Source organism: Blastopirellula retiformator, from assembly GCF_007859755.1.
Taxonomy (GTDB): Bacteria; Planctomycetota; Planctomycetia; order Pirellulales; family Pirellulaceae; genus Blastopirellula; species Blastopirellula retiformator.
In genome coordinates this window covers 1,162,996-1,186,151 of record NZ_SJPF01000001.1, presented here as the reverse complement: position 1 = coordinate 1,186,151, position 23,156 = coordinate 1,162,996, and the positions used below count along the sequence as shown (strand labels likewise).

Sequence of the window (23,156 nt, the reverse complement as noted above, 5' to 3'; positions counted from 1 at the left end):
CAGCACTGGTATCGATCGATATCCAATCCCTTCATAATAGACTTCGATCGCAATCCCATTGAGAACAGGCGCCCCATGCCCCAACTCCGCAACCTCCAATTCCCAAACATCGCAGCGGCGGTCGACGATGCTCGGCAGCTTTTGGCCGGCGGTTACGTTCGGCATGGCAACTGGTCGCTGGGACAGATCTGTCGGCACCTGGTGCTGGTGCAAGACTTGAGTATCGACGGTTGCCCTGCTTGGATGTCGGTGTTCGCTCCACTGCGGCCGTTGATGCGGTGGTGGCTGTTGCCGAAGCTGCTGAGCGGCGATTCGCCGCGGGGGATCCGGACCGCGCCGATGTTTGTGCCGCCGGGCGACTTGGACGACGCGGTGGAAGTGGAAGCATTCGCCGCCAGCGTCGAGCGACTACTTCGTCACCCCGGCCCCTATGCGCCGCACCCCGGGTTCGGCCGCTTGCCGCCGGAGAAGATCCTGGAGATCCACGCCGCCCATGCGTCGCATCATCTGCGGCATTTGGCGGCTCAGGTCGAGACGGCTTGATTGGCGTTTTGACCGGTCGCCGATCTGCACCTCGGCAGCGTCTCTCGCTGGTCCTTCTTTTGCTTGACAAAGCGCACGGAATTGTGGTCGATTTCCGAGTGGCGAAGAATTGCTTGGGATCGGCCGGATTGGCTTGCCCCTTGACGATTTGGATACGAACGGTATTGGCGGTGCAGCGAAAAAATAGGAACGCGGTCCAGTCCAGTCGTTGGTTGCGGTTGTTGCGTTTAGTGAAAGTAGGGTCCGCTGTGCGGACCATGGAAGTGTGCACCGGTTGGCGAAGCTCGTTGGCGTTTCCCCGGTCCGCACAGCGGACCCTACGCTCGTCGAAAAAAATGGGAGAGCAGTCCAGTCCACCGGCAGCGGCCTCGGTCAAACTTGCGCAAGTATCGATGGCGTATACGTTTTCGGTGAAAGGGTGTTCATCGCGAAAAAAACGCGCGCAGTTGGTCCAGTCCAGTCCTCAGCCCCACGGCCGCAATCGAAGCCCCTGAAACGGCGGGCTAATTGAACGGGTCGACGTTAGAAAAATTAAAACGGTCCAGTCAAGTCGGTCCCGCGGATTCCGGCATCCGGTTAGATCGCCCCCGTTCGAGCTGAAGAAAAAAAGTTCGCACCGCAGTCCAGTCCACTCCCCAGTTGGGACCAATATCGGAACGCTGGTGACGAAAAAGAATAGCTGGAAAAAAAACGTGAGTCCGGAGTCCTATTTCCAGGGCGGTCCCAGATCGAGCCCAACCTTAGCGTCCGGCGCTGCATCAGGAGATAATGCCCCTCAACCCCGCAAACTCCATTTTTTTGCTGCACTTACCCGAGCCCCATCATGAAACGACTTTCGCCTCTTTTTCTACTTGCGCTCCTTTGGACCAGCGCCGCCGTCGCCCAAGAAAAAAACGTCTCGACTTCGGTCCTGCCGCGGAGCACGCCAGAGGCGGAGGGAGTGTCGTCGGCCGGGATTCAAGCCTTTATCGAAGCGGCCGACCAAGAGATCAGCTCGCTGCATAGCTTCATGCTGGTGCGGCATGGCAAGGTGGTGGCCCAGGCGTGGTGGGCGCCGGAGGCGGCCGACAAACCACACGTGCTGTGGTCGCTAAGCAAAAGCTTCACGTCGACGGCGGTCGGCCTGGCAATTGCCGACGGGAAGCTGAGCCTGGACGACAAGGTAGTTAAGTTCTTCCCCAATCTGACTCCGAAGGATCCTTCCGAGAACCTGAAGGCGATGACCGTTCGCGATCTGCTGACGATGAACGCCGGGCACCACGACGAACTCAACTGGCGCGAGCAGCCCCACTGGGCCAAGGCGTTTTTGAATCACCCCGTTCCACACAAGCCAGGCACGCACTTCCGCTACAACACGCCGGCCACCTACATGCTGTCGGTGATCGTGCAGAAGGTGACCGGCGAGACGGTGCTCGACTATCTGACGCCGCGACTGTTTGAGCCGTTGGGGATCAGCAAACCGGTTTGGGACCAGAGCCCGCAGGGAGAATCGATCGGCGGGTATGGTTTGTATCTGAAGACCGAAGATATCGCCAAGTTCGGCCAGCTGTATCTGCAAAAAGGAAAATGGAACGGCCAGCAGATCATCTCAGCCGACTGGATCGCGATGGCGACTTCCAAGCAAGTCCCCAACGGCGACACCCCGGACAGCGACTGGAACCAAGGGTACGGCTTTCAGTTCTGGCGTTGCCGGCACAATGCGTTTCGCGGGGACGGCAGAGATGGTCAACTTTGCATCGTGCTACCGGATCAGGATGCGGTGATCGCGATCACCGCCAACACAAGCGACATGAAAGCCGAGCTGAACGTCGTTTGGGATCACCTTCTGCCGGCGCTCCATGAAGAAGCGTTGCCTGCCGATGAGCAAGGAGTCGCCGAATTGAAAGCGACCATCGCGCAGCTAAAGGCGCAACGTTAAACGCTTCGCAAAACAGGCAGATCGCAATATGTCTCAATTTCACCACCCAAATTTTCAGGGCTGAAGAAAAGTCTGGCTTGGGTTACGATGGCGTCATCATCGATCGCTATCATTTTCATTCGTGATTTCGGAGTCCAACATGGCGGATATCGATCTCTCAAGCGTCTCCGCTCTCCCTATCGAAGAACGAATTAAGTTGGCTCAAGCGATCTGGAAAACGATTCCGGAGTCAGGCGCCGAGCAACCGTGGACCGCCACCAAGCCGGACGCCGCGTGGTGGGCCGACTACTTTGGCGTTGACGCGTTGATATACCTGCGTCACGTCGAAGCCAAGCTGCCGCAAGCCGCGCACCGTTTTCTGCAAACGTGCGGGCTGCCCAAATCCATCGTGCTCGAGGGACGTAACGAGCAGACGATTTCGTTTGCGGCTTTGGCCGAACCGCTGGTTGGCTACAACTCGCTGATCGGCTGGGGGATCTTTTTCGACTCGGAACTGGACGCCCGGATGAGCGAGCAACTGGTGATCGGCCAGGTTGACTCGGCCGCCGGCGTGGCGTCGTTCTGCGTCGAGCAAACCAGCGGCGCGGTCAACCTAGTCAACATCGCCGCCGCCCCGCCGCAAACCTTGGTAAACGCCAGCGTGCTGCAATTCGCCCAATCGCTGCAAGCGGTGATCGAGTGGTCAGCGCAGCGCGACGATTATCGCACGCTGCCGGCCGGCTTTGCTGGCCAGCTAGAAAACCGTCTGCAAATGATCGACGCCGACGCCTTCGCCGACCGCGAGAATTATTGGCCCCGCATGATCGGCACGATCGACGACCGCCAAGGACACTGGCGCGTCATTCGCGATACGGAGTAAATTGTAGGGCAGGCCGTGCCTGCCGAAGTGCATACGCTTTCCATTTCGGCAGGCACAGCCTGCCCTACGGAACTACTTCCGCTTTTCCTGAAACGCGGCTCGCGACGCTTCGATCTGCTGGCAGTGCTTTTCGGCCCAGATCCAGACGCCGCAGAAGGCTTCGCCCAGGCTTTCGCCAAGCGGGGTCAGTTTGTATTCGACTCGCGGAGGCGTTTCGGCATAGGCGGTACGTTCGACTAGCCCCTCGCTTTCCAATTGACGTAGCGATTGAGTCAACACTTTTTGGCTGATGCCGTCGACCGCGCGTTGCAACTGATTGAACCGGGCGTTCGGTTCTTCGTGCAGGGCCTCGATGATCGGCATCGTCCATTTGTCGGCGACGCGGGCAATGATCTCGCGCACCAGGCGAGTGACCTGGGTACCGATGTCCGACCACTCGGGAGAATTTTCGGCAGCTTCGTTCACAACTTTTCTCGGCGTTTCGCCAATTGTTACCAAAAGGTGCGTTACGCACTTTCATGTGCGTTCTTTCCATTCTAGCGACTGACGCCTATCGTTGCTGCAAACGGCATTTGCAGCGAACAGGAGCAGACGATGAGAAGCGACGGCAACACGATCATGATCACCGGCGGCGCGTCAGGCATTGGCAAGGCGCTGGCGGAAGCGCTACACAAGCTCGGCAACCAGGTCATCTTGTGCGGGCGGCGAACCGCAGCGTTGGCCGAAGCGGCCGAACAGCACGACGGGATGGCCTATTACCAGTTGGACGTTACCTCGCCCGAGAGCATCGCCGAAGTGATGCGTCGCGCGATCGCCGACTTTCCTAACCTGAACGTGCTGATCAACAACGCCGGTATCATGATCGCCGAAGACCTGCAGACCGATGCGATCGACCTGTCGGCCAGCCTGGCGACGATCACCACCAACCTGGTCGGGCCGATTCGCCTGACGGCGAGCTTGCTGCCGCATCTTCGCCGGCAACCGGCCGCCACCGTGATGATGGTTAGTTCGGGCCTGGCCTTCACGCCGTTGGCGATGACGCCGACCTACTGCGCAACGAAAGCGGCGATTCACTCGTACGCCCAATCGCTGCGATATCAGCTGAAAGAGACGAGCGTTGAAGTGTTGGAACTGGCGCCCCCGTACGTGCAGACCGAGTTGATGGGCAGCGACCAAGCGAGCGATCCGAGGGCGATGCCGCTGGATGAGTTCATCACCGAATCAGTTGGATTGTTGACCAGCGGCGGAACTCCACAGGGCGAGATCTTGGTCGAGCGGGTGAAGCCGCTGCGGTTTGGGGAAGCGAACGGGAATTATGAGGAGGTGTTCGCGGGGTTGAATGGGGCGCAGCATTTGGATGAATGACGCAGAGCATGGCGCCACCGGGCAAGGCCGGCTAGCGGCTCCAGCTAAGGGAGAACGAGATTAAGCCGCCGGGATCGATGCCGAACTCGTCGGTGCGGTCGCTGGAGAAGCCTTGGGCCTGGAAGACCTTGCGGTCGAACAGGTAGGCGGCCGAGAGATCGGCCGACAGGCCCCACGGCAGTTGACGCTTCAGCCCGATCGTCAGACGTTGATCGAAGAAGTAAAAGCGATCGTCGTTGTCGGTTCGCTCTGACAGCAGATAGATCTTGTTGTTGACCGAGTAGCCGCCGTATGCCACCAAATTGGCGCCCAGTTCTTGCTCGAGCAGGACATTGACGTTGGTCAGCGGCGTGTAGGTGAACGAGAACGTTCGTCGCTCGGTGGGACGATACTTCAGCGCGAACGGGACGCCGATATTCATCTCGAACTGTTCACTCGGTCGCCAGAGATAAGCGACGCCAGGCAGTGGGAATGGCAACTGACTGGTTGGCGAATAAAAGAGACTGAGATTCCAAGCGTCGCGTTCGTTGTTCCACGGAATGTTGACGAAGGCGAGCCCCGACATCGTCATGTCGTCGATGTTATCAAACGGCTTGTTGGTCGCCGTACCGATGGTCAGGTTGCCGCCGGCCTGCCAACCATTGTCCAAGGTGCGGATATGGGTGACGCCAAAGTTGAGTTGATAGAAGTTGTCAGGCAGCGGAATGCCGGTATCGGGCAGAAAGGCGTCGGAGTCGATGTTGAGCTGATCGTAGGTGATGTTGGCGGCCCAGATTCGCCCTTCCTGAATCGAGATCGGCAGCATCAACTTGGTAATAAAACCGTTCATCGCGAAGTCGCCATCCTGCCCCCGCAGGTTTTGCTGCGGCGCCCAATAGGCGTGAGCCTGAAAGGGATCACGTTTGGGAATGTCAGCCCCCTTCCGCTTCGGCTTTTCGTCAAGCTCTTCGAGGAAGTACATCTCTTCCTGGAACAGCTCGGTCTGCGGATCCTCGGGCAGCGGATAGGCGGCCTCTTGATAGGGAGCTGGCGCCGGTTGTGATTGCGGCCGCGACCAAGGAATGTACTCTGCCGTCGGCATCGCATGCGAGTCTTGGTCGAAATAGCCGGCTTGCTGCGGCAGCGGAGGATCGACGAACGGATCAAACGACTGCGCAGCGGCGTACTGCAGGCGCCCTAAGGCGTAGACTGCTAGCAGTAATACGAGTAGCCGGAATTTCATTCGGATCGAGCATCCCTTCTCGATGAACAGCGCAGCGAGGACAGTACTAGATACCGCGGTTGGCGTCAAAGGGTTTCAGGCCGATTGGCGTCTGAATTTAGCGCCAATCGAGGGCGATTTTCGGAAATCAGCCACGCCCGCTGGCGAATTGCCTGTTAGTACATCTACGACGTTCTAGCAACAGAAAGAGCGATGACCACGGCAAATGATCCCCAAATCCATCGACATGCTCCTTGCCACATCTGCGGCAAGAGCGACTTCGCATGGGGCAATATTATCACCCGTCTGGCAACCAATTTGTCCGTCGGCAGCCCTCGTCTTATCCTTCCCGACGACTCCTTTTGGATGCAACTCGGGGGCCGCAAGACAACGCATCGCGTCTGTCGAAGTTGCGGAGCGCTGCAAGCTTTCCTGGAGTCGCCATTAGACGAGACGTCAGGAAAGCGCCTTCAACTTCCTCACTTGAAACCCTACCAGAATGAGAATTCGATGACCGCCACCGACCGTCAAATCGACACCACCGATCCCCGGACCGCGCTTGCTTGCCCTGCGGCGCGATCCAAGGATTTCAGTCGCGTTCCTAGGAATGGTACTCACCTTTCTCCAGCAGCCATTGCCAAATCGCGAAGAGGTCTAGCCGCTACTTCTGCGGCAGCGCCTTTTGGATCGTCTCCGAAACATGCTTTGCCAGCTCTTTGTTGGCCGTGCCGTTGAAGTGGACGTTGCCTTGCTTCGTCTTCCACTTGTCTTGGTTCGGCTTCACGAAGCTCCACATGTCTTCGACGATAACGTCGGGGTGGCTCTTCAAGACTTCGAGCGCCGCCGCATTGTACTTGGCGGCGTCCCCGGGGATGCGACCGTTGGAACCTTCGACCGGCACCGGCGTGGTGTTCCGCCAGATGAGCGTAGCGCCGGTCTCTTCCATCCGCGAGACGAGCTTCTCCAGGTTCGCCTTGTACTCTTCGACCGAAACCTGCGGGTGAGCCTCCGGCGTGTCGATCGCCGTGATCGTCTGGCTATCCCCCAGCACGTACTTCAGATCATGCAGACCCCAGTTGAAATGGATCACATCCCACTTGCCGCTGCCGAGCCACTTGTCGATGTTCTGTACCCCTTGCTTGGTCGAAGCGCAATTGGCGCCGGGGCGATGCACATTGGCGACGCCCTTCAGATTGTCTTGTACCTGCATCGTGTAGCCGATCGAAATCGAATCGCCGATCAACAACACCTGCGGCAAGCCGGCGACATCCTCCACCTTGGTAAACGGCGTCCGCTTCTTGGCCTCTTTCTTTTGGGCCAGCGCAGGCACAACGACGGCGACCGACAACAACAGGGCGAACAAACGAATGGTGAGCTTGGGCATGGGGGGCTCTTGGGTGAGATAGCGATGGGAAATGATGAAAGCGATCAAACGCGATTACTGGGCCGGGCGGACCAACACCCGCAGACGCTTATGGATGTAGTTCGAAGCGTTGCCGTTGAAGGTCCAATCGCGGGTTTCGCCGCTGCTGTTGCCGATGCCGATGTCGGCATTGGCGCCAGCGCCCCAGTGATTGAGGGCGAAAACCGTTTGCTTGGCGGCGCCGTTGTGCACTTGCATGCTGCCATAGCCGTTGACCGGTTCGGCCTTAACGTCGCCAAAGTCATAGACTTGGTCGGAAGCGCCCGGAACCTTGGCGGCGTTTGGCGTTCCATAGTTGTGCGGCCAAAACTCGATGTTGCCGCCATCCAGATTGACTCCAGTCTTCAGGTCGGCGCCGCTGGCCCACACGGTCAACGACTTGACCGGCTGTTGGAACACAGCGCCGCTGGTGAAAGTTGGCACGCCGATCTTCGACAGGTCGTCGGTGAACGCGTCCATCGACACAAAGGCGGCTTTGCGCTCACCGCCGGAGGTTTGCAGTTCCAGCAGATAGCCGATCCGATCAAAGGCGAGCTTTTGCTGGCTGTTGTCGACATCGTACTTGACGCCGCGCGGCAGCGTCGCCAGATCGAGATCGTAGATCAACTTGTAGCCTTTGGCGGCGCCCACTTTCGGCAACGCGTCGGGCTTCGGCACTTCGCCGGCGCGGAACGCCGAAGTCGGGAGACCGGCGCTGTTAACCAGGTTCGGCTCGGCCAACTTGTGCCAAGCGAACCGCATCGCGACCGGCTGGTTGACTTCGCTGGAAGTCAGAATCACCGAATCGCCGTCGATCTTAGCGTCGGCCTTCATCCAACCAGTGTCGACGCCAATCACCTCGAAGTGAGTCAGCGGTTGATCGTCGCTCGACTTCAGACCAGCGGCGACGTTGTCGAACACCACGCGCAAGGCGCCCTTCTCTTCCTTCAGCTCTTTGAAGGTCGGTCCGTCGGCGATCACATCCTTCTGACCGTAAACGTCGCGGAGGGCGAGATTGGCCAGACGCAGGCCGACTTCCTGCTTCATCGGCGGGTGAATGTCGTTGAGCGTGGCGACGTCGTTGATCACCACCATCCCGGTCTTGGGGATATCGAGCGCGGCGGCCTGGGCTTCCCAGAAGACCGGCAAGACTTCCGGCTTTTCGTCACCATACTGATACGGCGCGATCTGCACGTAGAAGAAGGAGAAGTCGCCCATGTTCCACAGCTTTCGCCAGCCGCCGATCAAGGCTTCCATCTTGTACTTGTAGAGCATTCCCTCGCCATGGTTCGATTCTCCCTGGTACCAGATGGCGCCACGGAACGGCAGGCCAATCAGCGGATGGATCATCGAGTTGTAGATCGCCGTCGGGTCGGTTGCCGAGACGTGCGGCTGCAGATCACCAGGAACGGCGGGACTCGGCGGAATTGCTTCGCCGGCGGCGTCTTTCGCTTTCGCTTCGGCCAGCCACTTTTCGGTCGCCGCCATGTGCCCCTTGGCCAGCGCCCTGTTCTGCGGCGTGCCCGGCGTGCGGCGCTGCACCCTCTGCGACAGGTCTTTCAGCTCTGCGACTTTGGCGAAACCAACCGGCGGGGTCCACGGTTCGATCCGCGTGCCGCCCCACGACGAATTGATCAGCCCGATCGGCACATTCAACTCTTGGTACAACTTGCGGCCCATGAAGTAGCCGCACGCCGTGAAGTTGCCGGCCGTCTCCGGCGAGCAGATCGTCCAGGTCCCTTTCACGTCGTCTTGCGGCGCAGCGGACGTCTGATGACTGAACTTGATCTGACGAATTTCGGGATAGTTGGCGGCGGCGATTTCTGCGGCGGCGTTCTTCGACGAACGGACGACCCACTCCATGTTCGACTGGCCAGAGCAAAGCCAGACCTCGCCCAGCAGAATATCGCTGAGGGTCAACTTCCGTTCGCCGGCGGCGACCGTCAGCTTCATTGGACCGCCCCCGGCTTCCATCGCCGGCAGTTCGACCTTCCAGTTCCCCTTGTCATCGGCCTTGGCGGTCGCCGCGGCTTCGCCCAGGGTGACGGTTACCTGTTGGCCGGGATCGGCCCAGCCCCAAACCGGCAGCGGCATCTGTTGCTGCAAAACCATGTGATCGCCAAAGAAGCCAGGCAGGCGAACTTCGGCCAACGCCGGGGTCGCCCCGAGGGCGAGCAGCGTCGACAACAGGGCGGAAACAAGGCGAAGTCGAGTCATGAGATTGTGTTTCGGGGTGATCGGGATGTAGTGGGGAGGAGCAAGCGGACGGCAGTCCGCTTGATACTAAGATAATCGGGCGTGAGCGGGGAAGAAACCGGCCCCCCCAGCGCACAATTCAGCGAATTGCGCGGATCGCTTTGGCGACGGCTTCCAGCGCTCGCAAATAGCCGCTCGGGTCGTTCTGGGAGCCGACCAACAAGAAGAGATGCGTCACTGGCGCACCATCGACGCTGCCAAAATCAACGCCGTGTGGCGCGCAACCCAGAATCCCGACGACCTGATCGAGGCCATCAATTCGCGCATGGGGAATCGCCACTCCTCCACCGATCGCGGTCGTACCGACTTCTTCACGGCGATAGAGGGCGGCGAGCGCATCGGGCGCCAAACTCGCATCGAGCCCCCCCTGGTCCACCATCTGCCGAACGAGCGTCGCGATCGCGTCCTCTTTGGTGGTCGCTGCGATCTCATATAGCGTCCCTTCACCAACCAGAAACGCAAAGCCCCCGTCCGACTGCAACGCGGGCCACCACAGCAACACTCCGCAATTAGGACAAGGAGCGTCGCCTGGCGGACGGGAAGGAGAAATCGATATCGCGTCGCCGCAAAGCGGACAACGATTCGATTCTCCCTCGGGGGCGCGCGACGCCGGCGTCATGAGATCAGACCTTCGTAATGCAACGTTGCAAACTCGAGATTTGAGTCATGTGATTCGTATCACATTTCCGCGATAAAGTCTTGTCGGCGATCCTTGATAATAGCCGCTAGCGAAGCAAGATTCTGCGCAAAAAGATTTGCCATGGTTTCAAAACCTCATTCTAATGAACGCCACGCCCCCCCCTTCCCCGCCTCTTTTTTCGGAGTCCCGATATGGCCTTGGATCGCCTTTCTTCCGTCGATCGTCGTCATTTCCTCAAAACGGCCGCTTCTGGCGCCGCGCTTGCCGCAGCCGCCCCGGGCATGCTGCTGGGAGACGAAACGAAACCGGCGGCTGACGCCCAGTCGCCTGAATCGCTGGTCAAGGTTTTGTTCGACTCGATGAACGAGAAGCAGAAGAAAGAGATCTGCTTGCCTTGGGAACATACCGACTCGCGCGGACTGCTGCGAGCTCGGGTCGAAAACAACTGGCACATCACCAAACCGAGCATCAACAGCAACTACTTCACCAGCGATCAAAAGCATTTGATCCGCCAGATCTTTGAAGGGATCGTCGCCGAGGACTGGGTCGAGCGATTTGATCGGCAGCTGAAGGACGACGCCGGCGGTTTCGGCAACGATCAAAACATCGCGATCTTCGGCGCCCCAGGCGAGGACAAGTTTGAACTGGTGATGACCGGCCGACACATGACGATGCGTTGCGACGGCAACTCAACGCCGCACGTCGCGTTTGGCGGACCGATCTTCTACGGTCACGCGGCGAAGGGATTTAACGAGAAGCCCGATCACCCCGGCAACGTCTTCTGGCAACAAGCGGTCGCGGCGAACAACGTCTACAAAATGCTGGATGGCAAACAGCAGGAACAGGCGCTGGTCAAAACGGCGCCGTTTGAAGAGGACGTCAAGTTCCAAGGGCCGGAAGGAAAATTCCTGGGGATCGAGGTTGCCGATCTGGCGAGCGATCAAAAAGAAGGGGTGCAGAAGGTTCTGCAGACGCTGATCGCCCCCTACCGCCAATCCGATCGGGACGAGGTGGTCGCCTGTCTCGATAAGAACGGCGGCCTGGACGAGTGCCGGCTCGCCTTCTTCCGTGAAGGGGATATCGGCGACGATCAGGTTTGGGATATCTGGCGGCTGGAAGGCCCCTCGTTTGTCTGGCACTATCGAGGTAGTCCGCACGTCCATGTCTGGGTGAACGTCGCCGACACCTCCCAGGTTGCGACGAATTCCGCCTAATTAATAACCGTTCGCGTCATTTCAATCGTCACTGTCGTCTCAATCGGCCGTCTGGCAGGCTTTCGCGGTAACCGGTCGAGACGAGATAATTTGGCAACTTGACGATTCGATCGTAGATTTCCGATGTGGTGTTTCCACCCGAACCGGCTCTGTTTGCGCGAAACCTATGAACAAGCCTACGCAGCTCGAATGCTTCGAACTATTCGAGGAGTTTGCCGATGAGGCGGCACATGCTCTCGATGTAGAAGCGTCGCTTGATGCGCTGCTGGGGCACGATGTCGAGGTAATGCGCGAACGTCGCCGTAGCCCGCGACATCCGTTTCAGACGACGCAGATGTACGCCGAGTACGACGGCGAGAACATGCCGCCGACATCGCGGTTTCGGCTTGCCACGTTCCACGATATTTCGTCGACCGGCATTGCGTTTGTCTTGCCAATCAAACCGACCCACGCTCGTTTCATCCTGGCGATCGGCACGGTTCCGTTCCGCTTTTTTGAGGCCGAACTGGTGCACGTCCGCGAAATGGTCGCCAACGGTCAGGTTTCCTATCAGTTGGGCTGCCGTCTGGTGCGGCGGATTCTCCCTCATTAGCCGGCTTAGCGACTCGCCGTTGCCACGCGGACTTTTTGCGACAAGAATGGGGGGAGCTTTTCCCGTTCCCCTTCCGCCCATAGGCTTCGCGTGTTGATCCGAACTCTCACCTTGTCCCTGTTGCTTTGCTGTCAGGCGCTGCTCGCCGCGGCCGAAAGCGATACGTTGACGCTCAGCGACGGGCGAACGCTGGAGGGGATGATCGTCGAACGCCAAGCCGACGGCCTCGACTTTCTCGAGATCGTCAAGCCGGCCGGCAAGCCGATGTTCGGCGTGGTTCGCAATTTCCCCCAGAGCGAAATCCGCGCGATCACCGAAGTCGATCCCGAGTCGCGCTCGCAACTAATCCAACGAGTCGAACGTCTCCGCAACCGCCTGCAGTTTGAGGCCGAGAATCGCGAAACGATCCAATTGGAAACGGTCAAGCGAGATGGCGTTACCTATCGCGTGGTCACCGGTGAAGGGTATGATTTTTACAGTCGCTTGGACGAATCGCTAACGCGGCGAATGGCGGTCCGCCTGGAACAAGCCTCCCGCGCGTTTCAGCACATGATTCCGCCGCGAAAAGAGAGCGATATCCGCCTGCGTCTGATTCTGTTCGACGACATGCGCGACTACGCCGACTACATGGCGACGCTCGGCGCCGCCGTTCGCAACCCTGCGATCTTCCTTCCGCAGGAAGGCTTGGTTCTCGTTGGAACCGACTTCCGCCGCCTCCAGGCCCAAGCCAAGCGCGCCGCCGAAGAGCACAAGCGGCAAATCGGCTGGTGGGACGAACTGCGACGAGGTTTGCCCGAACGTTTAGAAGCCTATCGCAAAGAGCTGGCGGCCGCGAAGATCCCACCGGAAGAGATCGAGCAAGAAGTCTCGGTTCGCCGCGAAGCGTTTCTCCGGCAACGTCGTGAAGCGCTCAGTCGCATCCGCGCGGTTGAACGAACCAACGCCGACGCTTTCGAGAAAGCGATCGAAGATACGACCCGGCGCATCTATCACGAAGCGTTTCACGCCTACCTGGAATGCTTCGTCTTCCCGGTGGCTCAGTACGACGTGCCGATTTGGCTCAACGAAGGGCTGGCGCAGCTCTTTGAGCATGGGCAACTGGAAGGCGACTCGTTTCGCATCGACGCGCCGCCGGCCGACCTGGTCGCCGAACTGAAACGACGCCTGGCCGCGTCAGATCGTCCTTTGTTGGCCGAGATGCTTGAGCGCGACAGCGCCGCCTTTGTATTAACGATGTCGCCGCATCGCGAACAGCTCGACTATGCGCTGGCCTGGGGATTGGCGTGGCGACTTGTGTTTGAAGAGCGGCTATTCGAAGGGAATCGTCTCGAAAAGATGGTCACCGCCGACCCTGCGCGTCGCCAGCGTCTTGAGAACCTGATTAACGAGTCGCTGGAAGAGTTTGAACCGAAGTGGCGTCAGTACGTCGAGGAACTCTCACCTCGCTAAGCGGTCGCTAGTCCCGCTGAGCGCTAAACTCATCGACCGCTTCGCCCAAGCGGGCGATAATCTCTTGGAGCCGTCCTTCGTCTTCGATCTTTCGTCCTTCATCGTCCGCGACGTAAAAAACGTCGACGACTTGATCCAGGTGAGTCGCAATTTTGGCGATCGCCACATTCAGCCCCAACTGGTAGATCGTCCGCGAGATCGTATAGAGCAGCCCTAACTGATTGTGGGCGAAGATTTCGATGATCGTGTAGATCTCAGAGGTGTCGTTGTCGATCTTTACCTGCGTCGGCAACACCTGGACATGCGCGGCCGTTCGCGACGCTCTGCTAGTCCAACGAGCCCGGAAATTGGGCGGCGCATCGTTCTTGTCGAGCACCATCTTCTTGATCTTCGCCGCCAGATCCTCCATCCGTTCGTCGGCGGGCTCACCGTTCGACTCTTGATCGACGACAAAGAAGCGATCGAGCACCAGTCCCCGGGCCAACGTGTTGATCTCGGCTGACAGAATGCTCATCCGCAAGCTGGTGACCGCGCCGGCGATCCGGTGAAACACGCCCGGCGCCGCTTCCTCGTGCGTGCCGACGGTGATCTCGATGACGTCGCGATCTTCCAGATAGTTGGTGCTGACGAAGGCGTCCTGCTCGGGCAATGTTCGCAGTTGCGACAGTTCCTCGATAATCTGATCGACCGGCGTTTCCTTCAGGTAACTCGGCGGCAACGCTTCCAACTGACGCTGGAACCAAACGTGATCTTCCTGCTTCTGAGCCAGTTGCTCGAGCCGCTGGCGTTTGTTGCGAGTTCGCGACGACGACTCTCCTTCGACTTCGACGCCCAGATGCCCCATCGCCGCGCGATAGAGCTCGGCCAGTACGCGGACCTTCCAGTCATTCAAAACGCCGGGGCCAACGCCGTCAAAGTCGGCGCACGTCAGCACAAATAGCATCTTCAGAAGTTCCGGCGAACCGACGTCGATCGCAAACCGGACGACCAATTCTTTGTCGGTGGTATCGCGGCGAAAGGCCAGGTGCGACATCACCAGATGATTTTGCACCAAGTAACGCAGCGACTCCGCCTCGCGAGAAGTCAGCTCCAACTTAGCGGCGGTCCCTAGCGCGTAGCGAGCGCCGACGTCGCTATGATCTTCTTCAAAACCCTTGCCCAAGTCGTGGATTAGCAACGCCAAATGCAAGATTCGCTTCGAGCGGAGCGAGCGGTACGCCTCGCCAAGAGCGTCGTCTCGATCTTGATACCTTGTCGCACAGCGGACCGTACCGATGCAGTGCACATCGACGGTGTACTTGTGATATTGATTAAACTGCAACAACCCTTTGGCGTGCGCCATACCAGGGATAATCTTCTCGAGCACGCCCAATTCGTTCAAGCGTCCCAGCAACTCACCCAGACGAGGCGGTTGCGACATGATCGAGAGAAACCGCTTCCGCCCTTCGTCATCGAGCTGGATCTCGCCGATCGTCTGCATCCGCAGTCGGACCGACTCCCACGTCGGATGATCGATCCAGCGATCGTACAGATTGGCGAGATCCATCAGACGCAGGATCTCGGAGATCTGCCCACTCTTCTCCTCTTTCCATCGCTTCGACGTGCTGATCACCGATGGACCGACGTAGATGTCGCGGTCGACGCGATGGGTCATTAGCGGAGCGAGCGAACGGGAAAGAATCGATCGGGGGCGGATCGTTTCGATGAAGTTGCTAACGACGCTGCGCACGCCGCTGGAGTGCAAGAAGTACTGCTGCATGAATTGCTCGACCGGCAGCATCCCTTTCGTACCGACATAGCCGTAGCGATCGGCCAAGCGAAGTTGTTCGCCGCGGTCCAGCTGATCGGTCGACTTGCCGCCGTGAAAGTGCATCTCGTTGCGGATCTGCAGAAAGAAGTTCCGCGCGTTGCGCAGAATCTGCCGATCACGGTCAGAAAGGAGCCCCAGCAAACTGAGCGAATCGATCTCGACTTCGCCGCATCGCGCGAAGCCGAGCCAGCGGACCATCTGAATACCGCGCAGACCGCCGCGGGAACGTTTCAGGTTTGGCTCCAGCAGATAGACCGCATCGCCATACTGAATTCGTTCTCCTTGCCGCGCCAGAATGATCCCGTGAAACAGCGAACGAAAGCGGCGACAGGCCCGCGAGCGCAACTGGTCGGCAAGACTGCGAAAGAGCGAGACGCTGCCGGTCAGATAGCGATTTTCTGTAAGCGACGTAAAGATGGTCGCATCCGACAAGCCGAGACTGATCGCCTGACTGGGCGTTCGCAGACTATGTCCCAGGACCAACCCGACGTCCGACATGTCTTGCACCATTCGCCGGGCCAGCTCCGCCGCGCGAGCGTACGCCTTCGGATGATGCAAGATCATCAGGTCGACGTCCGAATAGGGCGCCACGTCGCGGCGTCCATAGCCTCCATGCGGCACCAAGGCGATCTGCGACGCCAACCCTTTGGGGCCATCTTCTCCCAGATCAACCAGCGCCGCTTCAAACAGATCGAGCACGATCTGGTCAAACAGATCAGTCAGTCGCGTACAGACCTGGACGCCAGGCGAACCTTGATCATGTTGTTGGCGAAGTTTCTCTCGGCCTTGGGCCAGCGTTTCTTTCGCTTTCAAAACGCTGGGACGCAAGCGGATCGCAGAATTCATCGATTGCCTTGTGCTGGACGGAGGCGTTAAACGAGCGAGGCCGAAGAAGCGCCGACTGGTCAAACATTACCAGAGTAGTCGGCGCCATCGGCTTGTTGAATAAAAGTTACTCGGCAGTTCGCTTCGCGACGGCCCACTGACGCACCAGGGCGCCGCCGGACAAGTTCTGCACGTCGGAGAACCCGTTCTGACGTAAGATCCGGGCCGCAGCGTGTGCACGAACGCCAACGCCGCACGAGACGACGGTCGGTTTCGCCGGATCGAGTTCTCCCAGACGCTGCCGCAGCTCATCCAGCGGAATCGGCAGCGTTCCCTCGGCGCCTGCAAGCGGCTTGGAGCTGACCTCCTTCTCGGTGCGGACGTCGACCACTTGGCGTCCTTCCAGATCGGCGTCGCTCTCCAGGAAGGCGTCAATGCCATCCAAGTAGTTACAAGCCGAGAATGCCGCCATGTGAACCGGGTCTTTCGCCGATCCAAAAGGCGGAGCGTAGCAGAGATCGACGCCGGCCAATTGACGCACAGTGGCGCCTAGCTGCATCGCCGTGGCGATCACGTCAATCCGCTTATCAACCCCAGCCACGCCGGTGCACTGGGCGCCCAAGATCTTGCCAGACTCTTTCTCGAAGACCAGCTTCAGGGCCAACTGTTTAGCGCCTGGAAAATAGCCGGCATGATGATTGGCCGCGATCGTGACGCTCAGCGGATCGTAGCCCAGCTTGCGGGCCATTTTCATGCTCAGGCCGGTGATGCCGGCCGCTTGCTCAAAGACGCGGACAATCGCCGTCCCCTGCACCTCCGGCATCTCGGCCGAGCCATCGGTCGCCGCATGTTCGCCAGCCAGTCGCCCGGCGCGATTGGCCGGTCCCGCTAGCGGCACGCGCATCTGTTGGCCCGTCGGGCCATACGTATATTCGGCCGCGTCGCCCACGGCGTAGATATCAGGATCGGACGTTTGGGAGAAGCGATTGACGGCGATGCCGCCGGTGGCGCCGATCTCCAGCCCCGCCGCTTTGGCCAATTGCACGTTCGGGCGAACGCCCAGCCCCAGCACCACCAGGTCGCCGATCGCCGCTTCGCCGCTTTGCAGTTTGACGCCCGACGCGTTGCCCCGTTCGTCGGTCATAACGCTGGCGATGCCGTCTCCCAGGAACAGCTGAATATCGCGATCGCGAAGCGCCTGCTCAAGAGGGTACGACATTTCCGGATCGAGCGGCGGCAAGACTTGCGTTTGCAGTTCGGCCAGGGCGACGTCCAGTTCCAGCCGATGAAACTGCTCCGCCATCTCCAAGCCGATGAAACCGGCGCCAACGACGACCGCCTTGCGGGCCGAGGTCTTGATCGCATGTTCCCGAATCTTGTCCGCGTCCGCCAAGTTGCGCAGGGTGAAGACCCCGGGCGCGTCGGCGTTTTCCATTGGCGGCGCCAACGGCGCCGCGCCAGGCGAGAGAATCAACTTGTCATACGCCAGGTCGTAGTCTTCCTGCTTCAGATGATCGCGAACCGACAACTGATTGGCGGCTCGATCGATCTTCTTGCACTCTTGATTGGCGCGAACGTCAATTTGAAAGCGAGTCCGCAGCAAATCGGCCGTGGCGACCAACAACTTCTGCCGCTCGGCGATCTCTCCCCCGATGTAATAAGGGAGACCGCAATTGGCGAAAGAGACATGCTCGTCCTTTTCCAACAGGATGATCTCGGCCGACTCGTTCATGCGACGAGCGCGGGTGGCGGCCGAAGCGCCGCCGGCGACTCCGCCGACGATGACAATCGTAAGTTTTTGGGGCATAGCGAGCGATTCCTGGGCGTAAGTCGTAACCCCTAGATTCTACGCCATTTCCCTGCATCGTCTCCAGCCGAGGAGCTGCGATTTCACGCTCCAAATTGCTCGTCGATGTCCTCGGCCGGCGGTTCCGGAAAGAAAAACGAAGCGATCACCCCCACCGTGCAGACGAATAGCGCCACTGCGGCGGCCGCTAAGGCGGTCGATTTGTCTGGCATGACGCTCGCCAACAGCGAGGTCACCATGGCGAACGAAGTGCCGAACATCCGGCCCCCGATGTTGGCGGCAAAGCTTTCGCCGGTCCCTCGCAAGTGGAGCGGATAGACCCGCGTCAGGTAGTTCCCCCAGAAGCTAAACTGCCCGACCGTCAGCACGCCGGCGAAGAAGATGCCGTAATGCAGGAGATCGAGGCTGTAACGAGCCGGATAAAAGGAAAGGAGCGGCACGAAAACCAATGCCGGAAACAGGAAGATCCGGATCAGCGTCACGCGGCTGACCACCACCAGCGCCAACACCGCCAAAACGAAACGTCCCACCAGACCCCCAATTTCCTGCACGCCGTTCACTTCGGCGGCGACCGCTTGTTCCGTCTTCTTCTGCTCCGGAACCGACATCCCTTCGACCTGCGCTTTCACCTGCGGCAGGCGCGGCACAATGCGCGGCGTCTGCTGCAGCGCACCAAAGGCGATTCCATACGAGCAGGCAAACATGATCGTAGTGACGATCGTCGTGCGTCGCAGCGCTGGCGAAAAGAGCTGTGCGATGCTTGGACTTTGCAGCGTGCCGGCCGCTTTCTCTTCGGCCCAGGCTGGCGACTCGGGCAAGAACGGCCGAATCACCAGCAGCGGAATCGCCGGGATCACGCCGGAGATCAACGTGTATCGCCAAGCTTCGTGTCCCCCCATGATTTCCGGCAGGTGCGATCCATAGTGAATCGCCAGCATGTTGGCGCCGGTTACCAGCATCCCGCCGATCGAGGAGAAAGCTTGGGGGAAACCAAGGACCGCTTCGCGCCGTTTCGGGTCGGGGAACAGCTCGGCCAGCCAGACGACCGCCGCAACGAACTCGACGCAGACGCCGATGAACGTGAAGCAGCGGAGCACCAGCAACATGTAAACCGCGGTGCTGAAACCGGATGCAAACGCCGAGACTGCGTACAGCAAGATACTGGCGACCAACACCCGCCGCCGCCCCAGCAGGTCGGTCAGATAGCCGCCGATTAGTCCAAATACCCCGCCGACCATGGCCGGCACAAAGAAGAGGAACCCAACCAAAAACATTGAACGCGTCGGAACCCGGGGCGGCGCCGATCAGCTCTTGTAGCGCCGACCGAACGATCAGCGGCAACATCAGTAGCTCGTAGATGTCGAAGGCGAAACCAATCGCCGCGATCACACAGACGGTCCACTGGAAGAAGGTTAGCTGCCTGTTGAAAAATGCCCTCGTGGCATTTTCCAACCTCGCCAGGCTCAGAGCATAGCTCTTCGCGGATCCCAAAATAACGACTTACGTCGCTATTTTGGGATCGCATCCCTGCGATCCAGCAGCCCGTTGAGAAAATCAACGGACTGTTAGGCGGGGAGCGTCAGACATGGGAGAAGCGTCCTGGGTATAGACTTTGGCAAGGCGGCGTGCACTGCCGTATTCGTCGAATTCTCAGGATCCGGCGATCCGTTCACAAGCGGAGATCGCCGCAAGATCGCCAAGAATGTGCCAACCGATCCCTAGTCGAACTAGAGTCGCCCAACCATTTTGGCGTGAGCGTGATATCGGCTACACTTCGTTACCGTGTTCCCGCTTGCAAGTCGCCAGGAGAAAGTCGCTTCCATGGACGTAGAAAATGAATCGCCGGATGGCCAACTCGACGAAATCAAACGCCTGCTCAAAGAAGGGCAGAAGATCGCCGCCATCAAGATGCTGCGTGAAGAGACCGGCCGAGGCTTGAAAGAGTCGAAAGAGTTGGTCGAACAGATCGAAGCGAAAATGGTCGCCGACGGCGAACTCGATAAACCAACTGGGGTCGGCTGCAGCGGGATGATCCTGCTCGGCGCCGCGACGATCGGCGCCGGAACGGCGGCCTGGTTGTTCGCGTAGAGGATTAATGGCGGCATGCTTTCACGGCGTCTTCGTCGCGTAAGCATGGCTTCAAAACGTTCTGATAGTGCAAAGACATACTCATCCGGCGAAGATGGCGCCAGGCACTTACCGCCAACTTGGCCTACGTCGGCCAGTTTGGCTCTCTCTTTTCTAGGAACGCCTTCATTCCTTCGGCGGCGGCTTCGGTAGTGCGGCTGGCCGCGCTGGCGGCGGCTCCGGCCGAGAGGTACGTTTCCAGCGTTTCGCCGATCGTTTCGTTCAGCATTCGCTTGGTCAGCGATATCGCTTCTTCGGCCGACAAGGCGATTTCATTGGCAATCTCCATTCCCCGGGCCCATAGCTTCTCGTGCGGGATCAGCTCTTGAAAGATCCCGATCGCCTCGGCTCGCTGGGCGGTGATCGTCTCGGCCAACAGCAGCAACCGGGCCGCATGCGAACCGCCGATGCGAAACGTCAACAGCGGGGCGCAGATCCCAGCGATCACGCCGCGGCGCGGCTCCGGAAAGCCAAACGTCGCTTCGGACGAGGCGATGGCGAAATCAGCCGCCAACACCAAACCGGCCCCTCCGGCGACCGCCGGACCATTGACCGCCGCGATGATCGGCTTGGGAAACCGCAGCATCATTTCGTACAGATCGCGGAGCCGGACCACGTCGTCGCGCCAACGATCAAACGAGTCCTCTTCGCCGGTGGCGGCGTGCATCTCGGCCAAGTCGAGACCGGCACAAAAAGCGGTTCCGGCGCCGGTCAGCACAATCGCCCGCACGCTCTTCTCGGCGTGCAGGTCGCGAAAGGCCTGCTCCAGCTCTTCGACCATGACCCGCGACAGGGCGTTTCGTTTCTCGGGGCGATTCAAAATGATCGTCCCGAGCGGGGCATGTTTCTTCACGACGACGATCGGTTCGCTCATTTTGATCACGTCTAGCTCGGTTAGTTATGACGGACAGTTGGATTTCTACCTAAGTTTTCATCATAGCGAAAACCGAAGAAACGCGACAAGTCTCATGGCAGCAAAGACTTACGATAAGAATCGCCGATCCAGGGATTAACGTCGCAGGGGAGATAAGTGAAGAATCGAACATGTTGAGACCAATCAACATCGAAGTTTCCCCTGGTTTTACGGAACTTTGCCACGGCTCGAGAAGACCTATTCAACAACGCTTCATAGCGTCTTTTTCAGTTATTACGGTTTGGTTCCCCCTTCCCCCCGGCTGATCTGAGGCTTGCTGTCGTTGATCGTTATCACCAAATCCCGCCGGATGATGCTCTCCGGCAACATGAAAATCGCCCAGGAGGCGTCGCATCATTTTCTTAAAGCGTTTGAGGGAATGCATTTAGGTCGATTGACGACCGCTCGGTATGGATTCGGCACGGACGCTGCATCTATGTGGATCGTCGCCTGATCGCTGACTCGCGGTCGCCCAGTCAGAACTCTTGAGGAGAACGCACCTAATGGTTCACGCGCATGACGCTTTCGATAACGATGACTTCGAACAAGATGAAGCCCGTCGCTTTTCGGCTCAATCGACCGAAGAACAAGACGAGATGTTCGAGGACGCCAATGACGACAGTCAGATTGACGACCCGGTCCGCATGTACCTGATGCAGATGGGCGAGATCCCGATGCTGTCGCGTCAGGAAGAAATCAACGCCGCTCGCCAAATTGAGTTCTGGCGAACCCGCTTCCGCCATGCTTTCATCTCGAACGACTTCATCCTGGAACAATCGGTCCAGCTGCTCGAACAAGTTCGCGACGGCAAGCTCCGTCTCGATCGCACGGTCGAAGTGTCGGTTACCAACGCCAAAGAGAAAAAGAACATCATGCGGCGGATCGGGCCCAACCTGGTCACGCTCCGCAAGTTGCTCAGCGGCAACGTCGCCGACTTCAAAGTCGTGATCAGCAAGTCGACGCCGCTCGCCAAACGGTGTGCCGCCGTGAAAGCGATGATCCGTCGCCGCGCGAAAGCGGTCCGGCTGATCGAAGAACTCAATCTACGTACCAACAAGATCGTCCAATTCCTGACCAAATTGCGAGAAATCTCGCACCGCATGGACGCCCTGCTCGTGCAGATTGACGAAGCGACCAAGGCGGGCGTCTCCCGCGGCGGCCAAACGGTTGGCGAACTGCGGACCGAACTCCGTTACCTGATGAAGGTGACGCTGGAAAGCCCGACGCTGCTCCGTCGCCGCTTGCTTCGTATTGAAGAGTTCCAGGAAGAGTACGACGCCGCCAAGCGTCTGCTGTCGGCCGGCAACTTGCGTCTGGTCGTCTCGATCGCCAAGAAATATCGCAACCGCGGGCTCAGCTTCCTCGACCTGATCCAGGAAGGGAACACCGGCCTGATGCGGGCGGTCGACAAGTTCGAGTACCAACGGGGCTACAAGTTCTCGACCTACGCCACGTGGTGGATTCGTCAGGCGATCACCCGCGCCATCGCCGATCAAAGCCGCACGATTCGCGTGCCGGTTCATATGATCGATACGATGGGCAAGGTGCGGGCAGTGACCCGCGATCTGCTGCAAGAGCTGGGCCGCGATCCGACCCCGGAAGAAGTCGCCGAACGGGCCGGTCTGTCGCTGGACGATGCCCGGGTCATCTTGAAGATGAACCGCAATCCGTTGTCGCTCGACCAGCCGGTCGGCGATCACGATGACAGCTTCTTCGGCGAGTTCCTGGAAGATCACCGCGACGAGGACCCGCTGTACGAAACGCATCAGCAGGCCCTGAAGGATCGCCTGTGCGAAGTGCTCGAGGCGCTCAACCACCGCGAACGTGAGATCATCCGTCTTCGCTACGGTCTGACCGACGGCTACTCCTACACGCTGGAAGAAGTCGGCAAGATCTTCTCGGTCACCCGAGAACGCGTTCGCCAGATCGAATCGAAAGCGGTTCGTAAACTTCAGCAGCCTTACCGCAGCCGCGGCTTGGCCAGCTTTCTGGAAGGGGGCGACGAAATGATCGTCGATCATGCCGAAACCGCGTAAGGCCTGCCACTAGCAAACCAGGCCCCACCATCTTTGGGTGCGTGAGAGGGCGAGTCCACCAGGCGACAACCAATGGACTCGTCCTCTTCCCTTTTCTTGTCACCCGTTTCTTGGCGCTGCTGTGCGCTATCGCGGCGACAGGTTGCACGCCGGCCTGGGAAGGGGCAAAATACCTGTTTCGTGCGGCCCGCCCTGCTGC

At 59.2% G+C, this 23,156-nt stretch carries 17 protein-coding genes and 1 pseudogene; 9 read left to right on the top strand and 9 right to left on the bottom strand.

The genetic code is table 11. The features are described 5' to 3' along the window. Positions 1-75: 75 nt before the first annotated feature. From Enr8_RS04935 to Enr8_RS04925, 3 genes are all read left to right on the top strand, one after another. Positions 76-543, top strand: coding sequence for a DUF1569 domain-containing protein (locus tag Enr8_RS04935; protein WP_146429475.1), 468 nt, complete (start codon positions 76-78; stop codon positions 541-543). A gap of 823 nt (positions 544-1,366) precedes the next feature. Further along, on the top strand, positions 1,367-2,461 hold the full coding sequence (locus tag Enr8_RS04930; protein ID WP_146429474.1) for a serine hydrolase domain-containing protein: 1,095 nt from the start codon (positions 1,367-1,369) through the stop codon (positions 2,459-2,461). 139 nt (positions 2,462-2,600) lie between these two features. Beyond that, a complete protein-coding gene (locus Enr8_RS04925) occupies positions 2,601-3,320 on the top strand; it encodes an SUKH-4 family immunity protein (RefSeq protein WP_146429473.1) in 720 nt (239 codons plus the stop codon). A gap of 72 nt (positions 3,321-3,392) precedes the next feature. Here the strand turns inward: Enr8_RS04925 and Enr8_RS04920 are convergent, their stop codons facing one another. Then, entirely contained in the window at positions 3,393-3,785 is a 393-nt protein-coding gene (locus Enr8_RS04920) for a winged helix-turn-helix transcriptional regulator (protein WP_146429472.1), read from the bottom strand. 129 nt (positions 3,786-3,914) lie between these two features. On the opposite strand from Enr8_RS04920, the gene Enr8_RS04915 reads away from it, so the two are divergent. Next, positions 3,915-4,685, top strand: a complete 771-nt coding sequence (locus Enr8_RS04915; protein WP_146429471.1) for an SDR family oxidoreductase — start codon at positions 3,915-3,917, stop codon at positions 4,683-4,685. 31 nt (positions 4,686-4,716) lie between these two features. Here Enr8_RS04915 and Enr8_RS04910 read toward each other — a convergent pair whose 3' ends face one another. From Enr8_RS04910 to Enr8_RS04895, 4 genes are all read right to left on the bottom strand, one after another. Further along, the gene (locus tag Enr8_RS04910) at positions 4,717-5,907 is read right to left on the bottom strand and encodes a DUF6268 family outer membrane beta-barrel protein (RefSeq protein WP_146429470.1); all 1,191 of its coding nucleotides are present in this window, start codon (positions 5,905-5,907) and stop codon (positions 4,717-4,719) included. 640 nt (positions 5,908-6,547) lie between these two features. After that, entirely contained in the window at positions 6,548-7,270 is a 723-nt protein-coding gene (locus tag Enr8_RS04905) for an SGNH/GDSL hydrolase family protein (RefSeq protein ID WP_146429469.1), read from the bottom strand. Positions 7,271-7,324: 54 nt separating this feature from the next. Then, the gene (locus Enr8_RS04900) at positions 7,325-9,505 is read right to left on the bottom strand and encodes a sialate O-acetylesterase (protein ID WP_146429468.1); all 2,181 of its coding nucleotides are present in this window, start codon (positions 9,503-9,505) and stop codon (positions 7,325-7,327) included. 118 nt (positions 9,506-9,623) lie between these two features. Beyond that, positions 9,624-10,163 (bottom strand): PTS sugar transporter subunit IIA, encoded by a 540-nt coding sequence (locus tag Enr8_RS04895; RefSeq protein ID WP_146429467.1) that lies wholly within the window; start codon positions 10,161-10,163, stop codon positions 9,624-9,626. 212 nt (positions 10,164-10,375) lie between these two features. On the opposite strand from Enr8_RS04895, the gene Enr8_RS04890 reads away from it, so the two are divergent. The 3 genes from Enr8_RS04890 (at position 10,376) to Enr8_RS04880 (ending at position 13,439) form a co-directional block, all read left to right on the top strand. Continuing rightward, on the top strand, positions 10,376-11,398 hold the full coding sequence (locus Enr8_RS04890; protein ID WP_246119948.1) for a DUF3500 domain-containing protein: 1,023 nt from the start codon (positions 10,376-10,378) through the stop codon (positions 11,396-11,398). Between the two features lie 166 nt (positions 11,399-11,564). Continuing rightward, positions 11,565-11,990 carry a PilZ domain-containing protein gene (locus Enr8_RS04885; protein WP_146429466.1) on the top strand — a complete coding sequence of 142 codons (426 nt, stop codon included), beginning with the start codon at positions 11,565-11,567 and terminating at the stop codon, positions 11,988-11,990. Between the two features lie 90 nt (positions 11,991-12,080). Then, a complete protein-coding gene (locus Enr8_RS04880; RefSeq protein WP_146429465.1) occupies positions 12,081-13,439 on the top strand; it encodes a DUF1570 domain-containing protein in 1,359 nt (452 codons plus the stop codon). 7 nt (positions 13,440-13,446) lie between these two features. Here the strand turns inward: Enr8_RS04880 and glnD are convergent, their stop codons facing one another. The 3 genes and pseudogenes from glnD to Enr8_RS04865 form a co-directional block, all read right to left on the bottom strand. Beyond that, the gene (glnD, locus tag Enr8_RS04875; protein WP_146429464.1) at positions 13,447-16,095 is read right to left on the bottom strand and encodes a [protein-PII] uridylyltransferase; all 2,649 of its coding nucleotides are present in this window, start codon (positions 16,093-16,095) and stop codon (positions 13,447-13,449) included. A gap of 106 nt (positions 16,096-16,201) precedes the next feature. Next, positions 16,202-17,881, bottom strand: coding sequence for an FAD-dependent oxidoreductase (locus Enr8_RS04870; protein WP_146429463.1), 1,680 nt, complete (start codon positions 17,879-17,881; stop codon positions 16,202-16,204). An 83-nt stretch (positions 17,882-17,964) separates the two neighbouring features. Continuing rightward, positions 17,965-19,333: pseudogene (locus Enr8_RS04865) on the bottom strand (MFS transporter). 369 nt (positions 19,334-19,702) lie between these two features. Between Enr8_RS04865 and Enr8_RS04860 the strand changes: the two are divergent. Further along, positions 19,703-19,969, top strand: coding sequence for a ribosomal protein L7/L12 (locus tag Enr8_RS04860; protein ID WP_146429462.1), 267 nt, complete (start codon positions 19,703-19,705; stop codon positions 19,967-19,969). A 124-nt stretch (positions 19,970-20,093) separates the two neighbouring features. Here Enr8_RS04860 and Enr8_RS04855 read toward each other — a convergent pair whose 3' ends face one another. Next, the gene (locus Enr8_RS04855) at positions 20,094-20,882 is read right to left on the bottom strand and encodes an enoyl-CoA hydratase/isomerase family protein (RefSeq protein ID WP_246119947.1); all 789 of its coding nucleotides are present in this window, start codon (positions 20,880-20,882) and stop codon (positions 20,094-20,096) included. Between the two features lie 542 nt (positions 20,883-21,424). Here Enr8_RS04855 and Enr8_RS04850 point away from each other — a divergent pair. After that, positions 21,425-22,957 carry a sigma-70 family RNA polymerase sigma factor gene (locus tag Enr8_RS04850; protein ID WP_146429460.1) on the top strand — a complete coding sequence of 511 codons (1,533 nt, stop codon included), beginning with the start codon at positions 21,425-21,427 and terminating at the stop codon, positions 22,955-22,957. Positions 22,958-23,156 lie beyond the last annotated feature (199 nt).

What these genes read in the sequence shown, in the direction of transcription:
- Enr8_RS04935 (WP_146429475.1), top strand. Translation starts at nt 76, where the DNA reads ATGCCCCAACTCCGCAACCTCCAATTCCCAAACATCGCAGCGGCGGTC.
- Enr8_RS04930 (WP_146429474.1), top strand. Translation starts at nt 1,367, where the DNA reads ATGAAACGACTTTCGCCTCTTTTTCTACTTGCGCTCCTTTGGACCAGC.
- Enr8_RS04925 (WP_146429473.1), top strand. Translation starts at nt 2,601, where the DNA reads ATGGCGGATATCGATCTCTCAAGCGTCTCCGCTCTCCCTATCGAAGAA.
- Enr8_RS04915 (WP_146429471.1), top strand. Translation starts at nt 3,915, where the DNA reads ATGAGAAGCGACGGCAACACGATCATGATCACCGGCGGCGCGTCAGGC.
- Enr8_RS04910 (WP_146429470.1), bottom strand. Translation starts at nt 5,907, where the DNA reads ATGAAATTCCGGCTACTCGTATTACTGCTAGCAGTCTACGCCTTAGGG.
- Enr8_RS04905 (WP_146429469.1), bottom strand. Translation starts at nt 7,270, where the DNA reads ATGCCCAAGCTCACCATTCGTTTGTTCGCCCTGTTGTTGTCGGTCGCC.
- Enr8_RS04900 (WP_146429468.1), bottom strand. Translation starts at nt 9,505, where the DNA reads ATGACTCGACTTCGCCTTGTTTCCGCCCTGTTGTCGACGCTGCTCGCC.
- Enr8_RS04895 (WP_146429467.1), bottom strand. Translation starts at nt 10,163, where the DNA reads ATGACGCCGGCGTCGCGCGCCCCCGAGGGAGAATCGAATCGTTGTCCG.
- Enr8_RS04890 (WP_246119948.1), top strand. Translation starts at nt 10,376, where the DNA reads ATGGCCTTGGATCGCCTTTCTTCCGTCGATCGTCGTCATTTCCTCAAA.
- Enr8_RS04885 (WP_146429466.1), top strand. Translation starts at nt 11,565, where the DNA reads ATGAACAAGCCTACGCAGCTCGAATGCTTCGAACTATTCGAGGAGTTT.
- glnD (WP_146429464.1), bottom strand. Translation starts at nt 16,095, where the DNA reads ATGAATTCTGCGATCCGCTTGCGTCCCAGCGTTTTGAAAGCGAAAGAA.
- Enr8_RS04870 (WP_146429463.1), bottom strand. Translation starts at nt 17,881, where the DNA reads ATGCCCCAAAAACTTACGATTGTCATCGTCGGCGGAGTCGCCGGCGGC.
- Enr8_RS04860 (WP_146429462.1), top strand. Translation starts at nt 19,703, where the DNA reads ATGGACGTAGAAAATGAATCGCCGGATGGCCAACTCGACGAAATCAAA.
- Enr8_RS04855 (WP_246119947.1), bottom strand. Translation starts at nt 20,882, where the DNA reads ATGAGCGAACCGATCGTCGTCGTGAAGAAACATGCCCCGCTCGGGACG.
- Enr8_RS04850 (WP_146429460.1), top strand. Translation starts at nt 21,425, where the DNA reads ATGGTTCACGCGCATGACGCTTTCGATAACGATGACTTCGAACAAGAT.